Origin of the sequence: Modestobacter roseus (genome assembly GCF_007994135.1) — a bacterium.
Lineage (GTDB): Bacteria > Actinomycetota > Actinomycetes > Mycobacteriales > Geodermatophilaceae > Modestobacter > Modestobacter roseus.
Genome location: NZ_VLKF01000001.1, coordinates 3066248 through 3080620 on the forward strand (window position 1 = coordinate 3066248; position 14373 = coordinate 3080620).

General features: G+C 73.5%; 11 protein-coding genes and 1 tRNA gene. 5 read left to right on the forward strand and 7 right to left on the reverse strand.

What is annotated here, in order from left to right:
• The first annotated feature begins 32 nt into the window (after positions 1 to 32).
• A complete protein-coding gene (locus JD78_RS14555; protein WP_153359781.1) occupies positions 33 to 485 on the forward strand; it encodes a pilus assembly protein TadG-related protein in 453 nt (150 codons plus the stop codon).
• A 55-nt stretch (positions 486 to 540) separates the two neighbouring features.
• Here JD78_RS14555 and JD78_RS14560 read toward each other — a convergent pair.
• Positions 541 to 622, reverse strand: a tRNA-Tyr gene (locus JD78_RS14560).
• A 90-nt stretch (positions 623 to 712) separates the two neighbouring features.
• Between JD78_RS14560 and JD78_RS14565 the strand changes: the two genes are divergently transcribed.
• Complete coding sequence (locus JD78_RS14565; RefSeq protein WP_153359779.1) at positions 713 to 1204, forward strand: YajQ family cyclic di-GMP-binding protein; 492 nt, start codon at positions 713 to 715, stop codon at positions 1202 to 1204.
• 40 nt (positions 1205 to 1244) lie between these two features.
• On the opposite strand, the gene htpX is transcribed toward JD78_RS14565, so the two are convergent.
• The gene (gene htpX, locus JD78_RS14570; RefSeq protein WP_153359777.1) at positions 1245 to 2114 is read right to left on the reverse strand and encodes a zinc metalloprotease HtpX; all 870 of its coding nucleotides are present in this window, start codon (positions 2112 to 2114) and stop codon (positions 1245 to 1247) included.
• 243 nt (positions 2115 to 2357) lie between these two features.
• Here htpX and JD78_RS14575 point away from each other — a divergent pair, with 243 nt between their 5' ends.
• From JD78_RS14575 to JD78_RS14585, 3 genes are all read left to right on the forward strand, one after another.
• Positions 2358 to 4295 carry a 2-oxoacid:acceptor oxidoreductase subunit alpha gene (locus tag JD78_RS14575; protein WP_243731051.1) on the forward strand — a complete coding sequence of 646 codons (1938 nt, stop codon included), beginning with the start codon at positions 2358 to 2360 and terminating at the stop codon, positions 4293 to 4295.
• Complete coding sequence (locus JD78_RS14580) at positions 4292 to 5434, forward strand: 2-oxoacid:ferredoxin oxidoreductase subunit beta (protein ID WP_166521205.1); 1143 nt, start codon at positions 4292 to 4294, stop codon at positions 5432 to 5434. The genes JD78_RS14575 and JD78_RS14580 overlap by 4 nt, the downstream gene beginning before the upstream one ends.
• A gap of 94 nt (positions 5435 to 5528) precedes the next feature.
• Positions 5529 to 6851, forward strand: a complete 1323-nt coding sequence (locus JD78_RS14585) for a cytochrome P450 (RefSeq protein WP_153359775.1) — start codon at positions 5529 to 5531, stop codon at positions 6849 to 6851.
• Here JD78_RS14585 and JD78_RS14590 read toward each other — a convergent pair.
• The 5 genes from JD78_RS14590 to nuoL all read right to left on the reverse strand — a co-directional run bounded on the left by JD78_RS14590 (position 6835) and on the right by nuoL (position 14357).
• Entirely contained in the window at positions 6835 to 8016 is a 1182-nt protein-coding gene (locus JD78_RS14590) for a PQQ-dependent sugar dehydrogenase (protein WP_194290456.1), read from the reverse strand. The two genes, JD78_RS14585 and JD78_RS14590, sit on opposite strands and share 17 nt — an antisense overlap.
• Positions 8017 to 8053: 37 nt before the next feature.
• On the reverse strand, positions 8054 to 9127 hold the full coding sequence (locus JD78_RS14595; RefSeq protein WP_153359773.1) for a polyprenyl synthetase family protein: 1074 nt from the start codon (positions 9125 to 9127) through the stop codon (positions 8054 to 8056).
• A gap of 82 nt (positions 9128 to 9209) precedes the next feature.
• A complete protein-coding gene (gene nuoN / locus JD78_RS14600) occupies positions 9210 to 10760 on the reverse strand; it encodes an NADH-quinone oxidoreductase subunit NuoN (RefSeq protein WP_153359771.1) in 1551 nt (516 codons plus the stop codon).
• Entirely contained in the window at positions 10760 to 12391 is a 1632-nt protein-coding gene (locus JD78_RS14605; protein ID WP_153359769.1) for an NADH-quinone oxidoreductase subunit M, read from the reverse strand. Before JD78_RS14605 ends, nuoN begins: the two co-directional genes overlap by 1 nt.
• A 64-nt stretch (positions 12392 to 12455) precedes the next feature.
• Positions 12456 to 14357, reverse strand: a complete 1902-nt coding sequence (nuoL, locus tag JD78_RS14610) for an NADH-quinone oxidoreductase subunit L (protein WP_228395119.1) — start codon at positions 14355 to 14357, stop codon at positions 12456 to 12458.
• Between the last annotated feature and the right edge of the window lie 16 nt (positions 14358 to 14373).

The following is a 14373-nucleotide window of genomic DNA, read 5'->3' on the forward strand; positions in this document are numbered from 1 at the left end:
CGGCCCCGACGTCAGCGCCCTACGCTGCCCGCGTGCACGCCCGCCCACCCGCCGCCGACCCGGCCCGGTCCGACCCCGAGGCCGGGTCGACCCTGCCCTTCGTGCTGGTCTGCTGGCTGGTCGCGGCGCTGATGGTGCTCGGGGCCGTCGCCGCCTCCGACGCCTTCCTCGAGCAGCAGGAGGTGCAGTCGGTGTGCGACGGAGCCGCGCTCGCCGCGGCCAACCAGGCCGACGAGGCGGTCGTCTACCGCCAGGGCGTCGGCACCGAGCTGCCGCTCACCCGCGCGGGGGCCGAGGCTGCGGTCGCCGACCAGCTCGCCGACGCCGGGGTCCGGCTGGACGCCTGGTCGGCGGCGACCGACGGCGTCGAGGTGACCGTCCGCTGCACCCGGGTGGTCGAGATCGCCTTCGGCTGGCTGTTCCTCGGCGGTGAACCGCTGGAGCGCACCGCGGTGGCCAGCGCCCGGGCCCCGACGGTGGCCTGACCCCGGGAGACGGAACGGCCCCCGACCGGGGGTCGGGGGCCGTTCGTACCAGGCGTGGCGGGTGAAGGATTCGAACCTTCGTAGGCTAAGCCGACGGATTTACAGTCCGCTCCCATTGGCCACTCGGGCAACCCGCCGTGGTGGTACGGGAAGAGAGTACAAGACGAGGGTCGGCCGTCTCCGGGGTACCGGGAGGGGGCCGCCCGCGGCAGAGGAGGAAACCCCAGATGGCCGATGCGTCCTTCGACGTGGTGAGCAAGGTCGACCGGCAGGAGGTCGACAACGCTCTGAACCAGGCCGGCAAGGAGCTCTCCCAGCGGTTCGACTTCCGGGGCGTCAACGCCTCGATCGCCTGGGCCGGCGAGGAGGGCGTCACGCTGACGGCCGACACCGAGGAGCGGGTGACGGCCGCGCTGGACGTGTTCAAGGAGAAGCTGGTCAAGCGCGGCATCTCGATGAAGGCGCTCGACGCCGGCGAGCCGCAGGCCTCCGGCAAGAGCTACAAGATCACCGCCACGATCCAGCAGGGCATAGCCTCGGACAAGGCCAAGCAGATCGCGAAGATCATCCGGGACGAGGGCCCGAAGGGCGTGCAGGCGCAGATCCAGGGCGATCAGCTGCGGGTCAGCGGCAAGAAGCGCGACGACCTGCAGGCGGTGCAGCAGCTGCTGAAGGGCAAGGACCTCGACGTCGCCCTGCAGTTCGACAACTACCGGTGACGTGTGGAGGGCCCCCTCGCCCGGCGAGGGGGCCCTCCCGCTACCGGCCGAGCCGGCGGGCCATCTCCTCGAGCCGGGCGATCCGCTGCGGCATCGGCGGGTGGGTGGCGAACATCGAGGCCATCCCCGCCCCGCGGAACGGGTTGGCGATCATCAGGTGGCTCTGGGTGACCAGCCGGTCGTCCTGCGGCAGCGGGCGGGCGGCCACGCCCTGCTCGAGCTTGCGCAGCGCACTGGCCAGTGCCAGCGGGTCCTGGGAGAGCTCGGAGCCGGAGGCGTCCGCCTGGTACTCCCGGCTGCGGCTGATCGCCGTCCGCACCAGGCCGGCAGCCAGCGGGCCCAGGAACACCAGCAGCAGGCCACCCAGCGCGCCGCCACCCTCCCGGTCCTCGGACCGGCCGCCGAACAGCGAGGCGAACATCGCCATGTGCGCCAGGTAGGTGATCACCGTGGCCATGGCCCCGGCCACCGAGCTGATCAGGATGTCGCGGTTGTAGACGTGCGAGAGCTCGTGCGCGAGCACCCCGCGCAGCTCGCGCCGGTCCAGCAGCTCCAGGATCCCCTGGGTGCAGCAGACCGCGGCGTTGCGCGGGTTCCGCCCGGTGGCGAACGCGTTGGGCTGGTCGGTGGGGCTGACGTAGAGCCGGGGCATCGGCTGGCGCGCCTCGGTGGCCAGCTCCCGCACGATGGCGTACAGCTGCGGCGCCTGGGTCTCGGTCACCGGGAAGGCCCGCATCGCCCGGAGGGCCAGCTTGTCGGAGTTGAAGTAGGCGTAGCCGTTGACCCCGAGAGCCACCACCAGGGCGATCAGCAGGCCGCCCCGACCGAAGAAGCTGCCGACGAGCAGGATCGCGCCGGCCATCAGGCCGAGGAGCACCGCCGTCTTCAGACCGTTGTTCCACCGTTGCACGCCCAGCAGAACGGAGGGGACCCGGCACCCGTTCCCCGGAGACCCGGGGACCCGGGGAGGCGCCGTGAGGCCAGGCAACCCTGTGTGCGGTACCTCACGTTCGCCCGGGACCGGGTCGGTGGCGGCGACCCGCACGTAACCTGGCGCGTTGGAGGTACCTCACAGATGACTGGCACCACTCCCGGAATCACCCCCGGCGCGGACGGCGTTGCCCCCGGCATGCACCCCGCCGTGGACCCGACCGTGCCCAGCTCCGCCCCCGGCGGCCTGGTGAAGAGCGTCGTCGAGCTCGACCGCGTCGTCATCCGGCTGGCCGGCGACTCCGGCGACGGCATGCAGCTGACCGGCGGTCGCTTCACCAGCGAGACCGCCAGCTTCGGCAACGACCTGTCGACCCTGCCGAACTTCCCCGCCGAGATCCGGGCGCCAACGGGCACCCTGCCCGGGGTCAGCTCCTTCCAGCTGCACTTCGCCGACCACGACATCATGACCCCGGGCGACGCCCCGGACGTGCTGGTCGTGATGAACCCGGCCGCGCTGAAGGCCAACCTCGTCGACCTCCCCGGCGGCGGCCTGCTGATCGCCGACTCCGACGAGTTCACCCCGCGGAACCTGGCCAAGGTGGGCTACGCCAGCAACCCGCTCGAGGACGGTTCGCTGGAGAAGTGGCAGCTGGTGAGCGTGCCGCTGACCTCGATGACCACCGATGCGCTCGCGGACTCCGGCCTGGGCAAGAAGGAGGCCGAGCGCAGCAAGAACATGTTCACCCTCGGCCTGCTGTCCTGGATGTACCACCGGCCCACCGAGGGCACGATCCGCTTCCTGGAGCGGCAGTTCCGCCGCAAGCCGCAGATCGCCGCGGCCAACATCGCCGCCTTCCGCGCCGGGTTCAACTACGGCGAGACCACCGAGGCCTTCGCGGTCTCCTACGAGGTCAAGCCGGCGCCGATGGCGCCCGGGAAGTACCGGCACATCTCCGGCAACCAGGCCCTCTCCTACGGCCTGGTCGCCGCGGGGCAGCGCTCGGGCCTGCCGGTGTTCCTGGGCGCCTACCCGATCACCCCGGCCAGCGACATCCTGCACGAGCTGTCCAAGCACAAGTCCTTCGGCGTGCGCACGTTCCAGGCCGAGGACGAGATCGCCGGCATCGGCGCGGCCCTGGGCGCCTCCTTCGGTGGCGCGCTGGGCGTGACGACGACGTCCGGCCCGGGTGTGGCGCTCAAGGCCGAGACCATCGGCCTGGCCGTGATGACCGAGCTGCCGCTGCTCGTCGTCGACGTGCAGCGCGGCGGTCCCTCGACCGGGCTGCCCACCAAGACCGAGCAGTCGGACCTGCTGCAGGCCCTCTACGGCCGCAACGGCGAGGCTCCCGTGCCGGTCATCGCGCCCCGCTCCCCCGGCGACTGCTTCGACGCCACGCTGGAGGCCGCGCGGATCGCGCTCACCTACCGGACGCCGGTCATCCTGCTGTCGGACGGCTACCTGGCCAACGGCGCCGAGCCGTGGTCGATCCCGGCCACCGACGAGCTCCCCGACCTGCGCACCGAGTTCGCCACCGAGCCCAACGGCGAGGACGGCGAGTTCCTCCCGTACCTGCGTGACCCGGAGACCCTGGCCCGCCCGTGGGCGGTGCCCGGGACGGCGGGGCTGCAGCACCGGATCGGTGGGCTGGAGAAGGCCGACAAGACCGGCAACATCTCCTACGACCCGGCCAACCACGACCTGATGACCCGCCTCCGGCAGGCCAAGGTCGACGGCATCGCCGCCTCGATCCCGCCGACCGAGGTCGACGACCCCGACGGCGACGCCCGGGTCGCGGTCATCGGCTGGGGCTCCACCTACGGACCGATCGGCGCGGCCTGCCGGCGGATCCGCGCCTCGGGCCGCTCGATCGCCCAGGTGCACCTGCGCCACCTGAACCCGCTGCCGGCCGACCTCGGCGAGATCCTCGCCCGGTACGACAGGGTGGTCTGCCCCGAGATGAACCTCGGCCAGCTCGCCATGGTCCTCCGGGCCAAGTACCTGGTCGACGTGCACAGCCACACCCAGGTGCGCGGGCTGCCGTTCCGCGCCGCGGAGCTGGCCGCCGTGTTCCAGGACGTCATCGACGGGACCACCGGGACGGTCGCCACCCTCGACACCGGCTCCGACACCCCAGCACAGACGGGAGCGGCCCTGTGACCGCCATCGGCTCCAGCGACACCGAGTCCACCAACGCGCACGTCCACGACCTCGGCATGCCCGCCGGCGGCCCGGACGTCACGACGATCGCCGGCGCCATCGACGCCTCGATCGCCGCCAACGGCGAGAAGCAGACGGCGCTCAAGGCCAAGGACCTCAAGACCGACCAGGAGGTGCGCTGGTGCCCCGGGTGCGGTGACTACGTCATCCTCAACGCGGTCCAGAGCTTCCTGCCCAGCCTCGGCATCGCCCGCGAGGACATGGTCATCGTGTCCGGGATCGGGTGCTCCTCCCGGTTCCCGTACTACATGAACACCTACGGGATGCACTCGATCCACGGCCGCGCCCCGGCCATCGCGACCGGTCTGGCGGCCTCCCGCCCCGACCTGTCGGTGTGGGTCGTCACCGGGGACGGTGACGCGCTCTCCATCGGCGGCAACCACCTGATCCACACCCTGCGCCGCAACGTGAACCTGACGATCCTGCTGTTCAACAACCGGATCTACGGGCTCACCAAGGGCCAGTACTCGCCGACGTCGGAGGTCGGCAAGGTCACCAAGTCCACGCCGATGGGCTCGATCGACGCCCCGTTCAACCCGGTGTCGCTCGCGCTGGGCGCGGACGCGACCTTCGTCGGCCGGGCGATGGACTCCGACCGCAAGGGCCTCACCGACGTGCTGCGCCAGGCCGCCGAGCACCAGGGCACGTCGCTGGTGGAGATCTACCAGAACTGCAACATCTTCAACGACGGCGCGTTCGAGCTGCTCAAGGACCCGGCCACCGGCCCGATGTGGACCATCCCGCTGGTGCACGGCGAGCCGCTCGTCTTCGGCCCGGGGGGCGCCTCCTGCGTCGTCCGCGACGACTTCGGCGGCCTGCGGATCGCCGAGACCAACCAGGTCGACGCCAGCCAGATCGTGGTGCACGACGCGCACCGCGAGGACCCGTCGTACGCCTTCGCGCTGTCCCGGCTGTCCAGCCAGGACCTGCGCTACAGCCCGATGGGCGTCTTCCGGTCGGTGGCCAAGCCCACGTACGACCGGATGATGGCCGACCAGCTCGAGGACGCCGCGGCGCAGGAGCCCGCCGACCTCGACGCGCTGCTGGCCGGCGGCGACAGCTGGACCGTCCCCGCCTGACCCGGACGCCGGACGCCCGTGGCCCAGGACCTGCGAGGTCCTGGGCCACGGGCGTTCAATGCTCTTGAGCGGTCCGGGGCGGGGGGTGAGCGCGGTGGACGAACGCCTCGCCCGGCTGCGGGCGGACGCCGGGCTCGGCCTGCAGATCGGGGTGCTCCGCACCGGTGGGCTCGCCCTGGCGGTCGGCGGTGACCGGGTGGCCCGGTTGCTGCACCGGCCGTGGCGCCTGGACCCCTACCCCGTCTACCGGGACCTCCGCGCGGCACAGATCGCGCCGGGCGGCGGGCCGGTGCGCAGCCGGACCGGGATCACCGCCGTGGCCACCCACGCCAGCTGTGCCGCCGTGCTCCGGGACCGGCGGTTCGGCGTCCGGCTGGCCGACGGGCGACGCCGGATGGACGAGGGCGGGGCGGGCGGCGCCGCGGCCGCCGTCTTCGAGCCGGTGGACCTGTCGCTGCTGACCCTGGACCCACCCGACCACACCCGCCTCCGCCGGCTCGCGCAGCCGGCCTTCTCCCCGCACCGGCTCGTGGAGTACCGCGCGGTCGCCGAGGACGTCGCCGCCCGGCTGCTGGACGAGGCCCTGGCCCGGGACCGACGGGAGGGTCGGTTCGACCTGGTGCGCGACCTGGCATCCCCGCTCCCCATCACGGTGATCTCCGCCCTGCTGGCCGTGCCGGCGGTCGACCGCGAGCGCTTCGCCCGCTGGGGCCGCGTCCTGGGCAGCGCACTGGACGGCGTCCGGTCACCCGCCCACGCCCGGCAGCTGGCCGACAGCACCGCCGACCTGCGGGAGCTGTTCGGCGGACTGCTCGAGCTGCGCCGGCGGGAACCCGGCGACGACGTCGTGAGCGCCCTGGCCACCGCCGTGGACGACGGTGGGGCGACCGTCGACGAGGTGCTGGCGCTGGCCCAGCTGCTGCTGGTGGCCGGGTTCGAGACGACCACGAACCTGATCGGGAACGCGGTGCGGGCGCTGCTGGCCGAGCCGGGCCAGTGGCGCGCCCTCACCGGCGACCCGTCGCTGGCCGCGGCGGCCGTCGAGGAGACGCTCCGCTTCGACCCACCGGTGCAGCTGACCGCCCGCGTCGCCCACGAGGACACCGAGGTCGACGGCGTGCCGATCCGCCGCGACCACGGGGTGCTCGTGCTGCTCGGGGCCGCGGGGCGTGACCCGGCGGCCCACCGGGACCCCGACCGCTTCGACGTCCGTCGCGCCCGGACCAGCGCGCACCTGGCCTTCTCCAGCGGCGCGCACTACTGCCTCGGCGCCCCGCTGGCCCGGCTGGAGGCCGAGGTCGCGCTCCGGCTGCTCGCCGAGCGCGCGCCCCGGCTGCGGGTGGCGGGCCGGGCGGTGCCCCGGGTCGCCACGGTGCTGCGCGGGCCGCTGCGGTTCCCGGTCAGCGCCGGGGCGTGACCCGGAGCAGCTGGTCCTCCCCGCCGCCGTTGTCGGTGGTCAGGTACAGCGCCCCGTCCGTGCCCTGCGCCGGGGTGCGGATCCGGCCGTAGGAGTCCTCCAGCTCGGGCACGCGGAACTGCTCCAGCAGCTCGCCGTCCGGGCTCAGCCGCAGCCCGAGGACGCCGGTGTCCTTCTGCACGCCGACCATCAACAGCCCGTCGTAGCTGCCCCAGTCCTCGCCGCTGAGGAAGGTCGCTCCCGACGGGGCGATCGTCGGATCACCGGAGGACCACACCGCGGGCACGGCCCCCTCGGCGGTCATCGGCACGCTCTCGTCGTAGCTGCCCGAGCCGACCGGGTCCCAGCCGTAGTCGGCCCCGGGCTGCAGCAGGTTCACCTCGTCGTCCCGGTCGGGACCGTGCTCGACGGAGTAGACCTGGTCGGAGTCCGGGCGCACGGCCAGGCCCTGCACGTTCCGGTGCCCGTAGGTCCAGATCCGGTCCGCGGCGTCGGCGTCGCCGGTGAACGGGTTGTCCGGGAGCGCCTCCCCGGTGTCCGGGTCGATCCGGAGGACCTTGCCGGCCAGCGACCCGAGGTCCTGCGGGTTGGTGCCGACCGCGTTGTCCCCCGTCCCGACGTACAGCGCGCCGTCGGGGCCGAACTCGACCCGGCACCCGCCGTGCCGGCCGCTGGCCTCGTTGACCGGGATGCCGCCGAGCAGCGGGTCGGCGACCCGGGTCGCCGACGTCCAGTCCGCGGACACGGTCCAGGCGATCACCTGGATCTCCGCACTCCCGCCCTCCTGCACGCCCTGGCAGGTGTAGAGGCGGCGGTCCTCGGCGAACTCCGGGTCCAGGGTGAGCCCCATCAGGCCGGTCTCGCCGTCGGCGAACAGGTCGTCGAAGTCGGCGTCCACCGGCTGCACGGTGCCGTCGGGGAGGACGGCGGTCAGGCCACCCGCGCGCTCGTCGAGCAGCAGCGTGCCGTCGGGCGCCTGGTCGACGTCCCAGGGGTGGTCCAGCCCGTCGGCGACGACCTCCACGTCGAGCTCCGGGGCACCGGACGGCGTGGTGGTCGGGGCGGCCGCGGCCGGGTCGGCTCCCCCGTCGTCCGGCGCAGCGCCGCAGGCAGCCAGCAGCAGCAGACCGGCGAGGGCGGTCGAGGTCCGGAGACGACGGGTCACCGCCCCAGCATCCCCGGCTCGGACCGGTCGTGCACGATCAGCTGGTGCGGGTCACCACGTAGGTGCACAGGGCGGACAAGGCCTCGCGCACCGGCCCGTCGGGCACGGCGGCCAGCCGGGCGCGGGCCCGGTCGGCGTACCCCTCGGTGACGGCGGTGGCGCGGGCCAGCGAGGCCGAGCCGCGCAGCAGGTCCAGCGCCTCGGCGTGCGCGGTGTCGTCGACCACCGGGCCGGAGACCAGCTCGCGCAGCCGGGCCTCCGCGGGGTCGTCACCGGCGAGGGCGAACAGCACCGGCAGGGTCGCGACGCCCTCGCGCAGGTCGGTGCCGGGCGACTTCCCCGAGGCGCCGTCGGTGCTGACGATGTCGAGCAGGTCGTCGGACAGCTGGAAGGCGACGCCGACCTCCTCGCCGAACGCGGTGAGCGCGGTGACCAGCTCGGCGTCGGCTCCGGCGAAGGAGGCGCCGAATCGCGCGGAGGTGGCCACCAGCGACCCGGTCTTGTCGGCCAGGACCGCCAGGTAGTGGGCGACCGGGTCCTCCCCCGGCTGGGCGCCGACGGTCTCCCGCAGCTGACCGGTGACCAGGCGCTCGAAGGTCTGGGCCTGCACCCGGACGGCCTCCGGGCCGAGGTCGGCGAGCAGGTCGGATGCCCGGGCGAAGAGGAAGTCGCCGGTCAGGATGGCGACGCTGTTGCCCCAGCGGCTGTTGGCGCTGGGCGCCCCGCGGCGCACGGACGCCTCGTCCATCACGTCGTCGTGGTAGAGCGTGGCCAGGTGGGTCAGCTCGCAGACGACGGCGGCCTCGACCACGCCCACGGCGTCCGGGTCGCCGAGCTGGGCGGCCAGCAGCGCGAGCATCGGCCGGAACCGCTTGCCCCCGGCGGCCATCAGGTGGCCGGCGGCCTCGTTGACGAAGGCGTTCTCGCTGGAGACCGCGGTGGTCAGCGCGTCCTCCACCCGCCCCAGTCCGGCGGCCAGCGCGGCGCCCAGCTCACCCTCGGGCAGCCACGGGCCGATCGTCGAGGCGGGGCTGGAGGGCCGGTGCCAGGCGGTGTCCCGCTGGGTGTCGCGCCCCCCGCCCCACGGGCTGGTGGTACCGGCTCCGGTCATCAACAGCCGAAGATAGCTGCCGCCGGACGGGCGCGGCGCACCGGGCGGTGCAGCAGGGGTTGCACCGGCTCGGGTCGCCCGGTCAGCCGACCAGCACGGCGGCCGACTCCGCGAGCTCCAGCACGGCTCCGGGAAGCACGCCGAGCACCAGCGTGGCGGCCGCGGTGAGGCCCAGGACGACGGTGGTCGGCAGCCCAGGCACCCCCACGGTCGGCCCGTCCGGTGCCGGGTCGGAGAAGTACATCAGCACCACGACGCGCAGGTAGAAGAAGGCGGCGACGGCGCTGGTGAGCAGCGCGACCAGGACCAGCGGCCACGCGCCGTCCCCGATGGCGGCCCGGAAGACCGCGAACTTGCCGGTGAACCCGCTGGTGAGCGGGATGCCGGCGAGCGCCAGCAGGAAGAAGGTCATCAGCGCGGCCACCACCGGGGAGCGCTGGGCCAGCCCGGCCCACTGGGCGAGGTGGGTGGCCTCGCCGTCGCCGTCCCGGACCAGGGTCAGCAGCGCGAAGGCGCCGAGGGTCATCAGCCCGTAGGTGAGCAGGTAGAACATCGTCGCGGACAGGCCGGAGCCCTCGCCGGCGCCCAGGCCGATGACGCCGGTGAGCAGGAACCCGGCGTGCGCCACCGAGGAGTAGGCGAGCATCCGCTTGAGGTCGGTCTGGGTGAGGCCCAGCACGGCACCGATGACCATCGAGGCGATCGCCAGGCCGTAGACCAGCGGCCGCCAGGCCCAGACCTCGGTGCCGAAGGCGACGTAGAGCACCCGCAGCACCGCGCCGAACGCGGCGACCTTGGTGGCCGCGGCCATGAAGGCGGTCACCGCGGTGGGGGCGCCCTGGTACACGTCCGGCGTCCAGGTGTGGAACGGGGCGACGCTGGCCTTGAACATCAGCCCGACGATCAGCAGCCCGAGGCCCAGCACGAGCAGCGTGCCGGCGCCCTGCACGGCGACGGCGTCCCGGATGCCGGCCAGCCGCACGGTGCCGGTGGCGCCGTAGACCAGCGCGAGCCCGTAGAGGAGGAAGGCGGAGGCGAAGGCGCCGAGCAGGAAGTACTTGACCGCCGCCTCCTGGGACAGCAGCCGCCGTCGGCGGGCCAGCCCGGCCATCAGGTAGAGCGGCAGGCTGAGCACCTCGAGCGCCACGAACAGCAGCAGGAGGTCGTTGGCGGCGGTGAACAGCATCATCCCGCCGACGGCGAAGGAGGCCAGCGGGTAGACCTCGGTCTGCACCCGCTCGTCGGTGGCCAGCTGCCGGTCCCGCACGCTGCCGGCGGGCACCGCGGCCGCGGCGACGAACGCCGACCGGGCCGGGTCCAGCGCCCGCTCGGCGAACAGCAGCACCGAGAGCGCCCCCAGGACGGCGATCGTGCCCTGCAGGAACAGCGCGGCGCCGTCGACGGCCAGCGCACCGACGGCGGTGGTGGTCGCCTCGCGGCCGTCCAGCGCCAGCAGCACGACGGCGACGAGCGCCCCCAGCATCCCGGCCAGCGCGAGTGCCACCTGCACCGGCTGCCGCACCCGGCGGGGCACGAACGCCTCCACCAGCACGCCCAGGCAGGCCGCGCCGAGGGTGAACAGCAGCGGCGCGAGCGCCCCGTAGGACAGGTCCGGTGCCGCGAGCTCGCCCATCACTCCCCCTCGACGGCCGGCACGATGCCGTCCGGGTCGCCACCGACGTCGGCCACAGTCGCCTGCACCGCGGGCTCCACCAGGTCGATCAGCGGCTGCGGGGCGAACCCGAGCACCAGGACCAGCGCCACCAGCGGGGCGACGACGGCCAGCTCGCGCCGGCTCAGGTCGGCCACCCGCATCGTCCGGGGGCGTGCCGGGGCGGCGAGCACCGCGGTGGCTCCGCCGCCGTCGGGCACCGGCGGGGCGGCACCCTGGTTCGTGACGTCGTCGGGGTCGTCGACCAGCAGCACGCCGCGCGGCGGGCCGTGCATGGTGCGTTGGTAGACCAGCAGCACGTACAGCGCGGCGAAGACGATCCCGACGGTGGCCAGCACCGTGAACACCGGCCGCACCGGGAACGAGCCGATGAGCACCAGGAACTCGCTGACGAAGCTGTTGGTGCCCGGCAGCGCCAGCGACGCGAGCCCGGCGATCAGGAAGGCGCCGGCCAGCATCGGCGCCTTGCCCGCGACGCCGCCGTAGTCGGCGATCCGCCGGGAGCCGCCGCGGGTGATGAGCATGCCGACGACCAGGAACAGCAACCCGGTCGCGATCCCGTGGTTGACCATGTAGAGCACCGCGCCGGTGACCGCCTCGGTGGTGAAGGCGAAGATGCCCAGCGCGATGAAGCCGAAGTGGGCGATCGAGGTGTAGGACACCAGCCGCTTCAGGTCGGTCTGCCCCATCGCCACCAGCGCCGCGTAGAGGATGCCGACGACGGCGAGCACCAGCACCACCGGCGCCAGGTCGCGGGAGGCGTCGGGGAACAGCGGCAGGCAGTAGCGCAGGAAGCCGAACGTGCCGACCTTGTCCAGCACGCCGACCAGCAGCACGGCCCCACCGATCGGCGCCTCGGCACCGGAGTCGGGCAGCCAGGTGTGGAACGGCACCAGCGGGGCCTTGATGGCGAAGGCGACGAAGAACCCGGCGAACAGCAGCTTCTGCACGCCCGGGTCGATCTCCAGCTGGCGCAGCGCGTCGAAGGCGAAGGTGCCCTCGCCGAGCTGGGAGTTGCTCACCACGTAGAGGCCGATGACGGCGGCGAGCATCACCAGCCCGCCGAGGAGGCTGTAGAGGAAGAACTTCACCGCCGCGTACTGCCGGTTGGGCCCGCCGAAGCCCCCGATGAGGAAGTACATCGGGATGAGCATCGCCTCGAAGAACACGTAGAACAGGAAGACGTCGGTGGCCGCGAAGACCCCGACCAGGGTGGCCTCCAGCACCAGCAGCCAGGCCCAGAAGCTGCGCATCGACCGCCGTCCGGGGGCGACGTCGCGCCACGACGCGAGCACCACGACCGGCACCAGCACCCCGGTCAGCAGGAGCATCGCCAGCGCGATCCCGTCGACGCCGAGGGCGAACTCGACGCCGAAGTCGGGGATCCAGGCGACCGAGGTGGTCAGCTGGAAGCGGGGTCCGGCGGTGTCGAAGGCGGCGGTGGCCAGCCCGGCGAGCACCAGGACCAGCAGGCTGGTGCCCAGCGCGATCACCCGGGCGAGGTCGGCGCGCGCGGCGGGCAGCGCGGCGACGACGCCGCCACCCAGCGCCGGGACGACGATCATCGCCAGCAGGTACGGGAACTCGCTCATCGGTCGCCCTCCAGGCCCGGTCCGGCGCTGCCGCCCTCGTCACCGCGCACGCCGTCCTCAGCGCTCACGCCGTCGTCACCGCCACCAGCGCGCCGGCGATCACGACCGCGCCGCCGAGCACCCCCAGCGCGTAGCTGCGCACGAAGCCGGTCTGCACCCGGCCGAGCCGGGACGACGAGCCGCCGAGTGCGGCGGCGGTGCCGTTGACCAGTCCGTCGACCCCGCGGTTGTCGAGGAAGACCAGCGCCCGGGTGAGCCAGACGCCCGGGCGCATGAGCAGCGTCTCGTTGACCGTGTCGGCGTAGAGCGCGCGCCGGGCGGCGGTGACCACCGGCGACACCCGGGCCGGGGCGGTGGTGGGCACCTCGCGGCGGCCGACGAGCAGCCACGCGGCCAGCACGCCCACCGCCATCACCGCGGTGACGACCAGCCCGACCACCGCCGGGGCGACGACGTGCGCGGCTTCCGCCGGCTCCCCGAACACCGGGGCGAGCCAGTCGGCCAGCGGGAAGACCGACACCAGCAGGAACCCGGCGGCGACCGAGCCGACGGCCAGCAGCACCATCGGCGCGGTCATGGTGGCCGGCGCCTCGTGCGGGTGCACCCCCGGGTCCCAGCGGGATCGGCCGAAGAAGGTCATCAGCACCAGCCGGGTCATGTAGAACGCGGTGAGCCCGGCGCCGAGGACGGCGACCCCGCCCAGCAGCCAGCCCGCCCAGTCGCCACGGTCCAGCGCGGCCTCGATGATCGCGTCCTTGGTCCAGTAGCCGGACAAGAACGGGAAGCCGATCAGCGCCAGGTAGCCCAGGCCGAAGGTGACGAACGTGACCGGCATCCGCCGGGCCAGCCCGCCGAAGCGGCGCATGTCGGTGCGGTCGCCCATCGCGTGCATCACCGAGCCGGCGCCGAGGAACAGCCCGGCCTTGAAGAAGCCGTGGGTGAGCAGGTGCGCGATGCCGGCGGCGTAGCCGGCCGGGCCCAGCCCCACAGCCAGGAACATGTAGCCGATCTGGCTGACCGTGGAGTACGCCAGCACCTTCTTGATGTCGTCCTGGGCGCAGCCGACGACCGCGCCGATCAGCAGGGTGACCGCGCCGACGACCAGCACCACGGTGCGGGCGGTGGGGGTGGCGTCGTAGATCGGCGCGCTGCGGGCGATCAGGTAGACCCCGGCGGTGACCATGGTGGCCGCGTGGATGAGCGCCGAGACCGGCGTCGGGCCCTCCATGGCGTCGGGCAGCCAGGCCTGCAGCGGGAACTGGCCGGACTTGCCGCACGCGCCGAGCAGCAGGAGCAGCCCCAGCGCGGTGACCACCCCGCCGGCCAGCGCGCCGACCGAGCCGAGCACCCCGGCGTAGGACGTGGTGCCCAGCTGGGCGAACATCAGGAAGACCGCCAACGCCAGGCCGACGTCGCCGACCCGGTTCATGATGAACGCCTTCTTCGCCGCCGTGGCCGCGGCCGGGCGGGTGTACCAGAAGGCGATGAGCAGGTAGGACGCCAGGCCGACGCCCTCCCAGCCGACGTAGAGGGCGACGTAGCTGTTGCCCAGCACCAGCAGCAGCATCGCGGCGACGAAGAGGTTGAGGTAGGCGAAGAACCGCCGGCGGCCGGGGTCGTGCGCCATGTAGCCGATCGAGTAGACGTGGATCAGCGCGCCCACCCCGGTGATGAGCAGCGCGAAGACCGCCGACAGCGGGTCGAGCAGCAGCCCGGCGGTGACGTCGAGCGAGCCGGTGTCGATGAACGTGTACAGGTCGACGCTGGCGGCGTGCCCGGGCCGGTCGGTGAGCTGCAGGGTGCAGGCGACGGCGAGCAGGAACGCGGCGACGACGGTCGCCGTGCCCAGCAGGTGGCCCCAGCGGTCGGTGCGCCGGCCACCGAGCAGCAGCACCGCCGCGCCGGCCAGCGGCAGCGCGATCAGCAGCCAGGCGACCGACAGCAGCCCGTCGACAGGGAGGGACACCGGCACGACCTCGTTC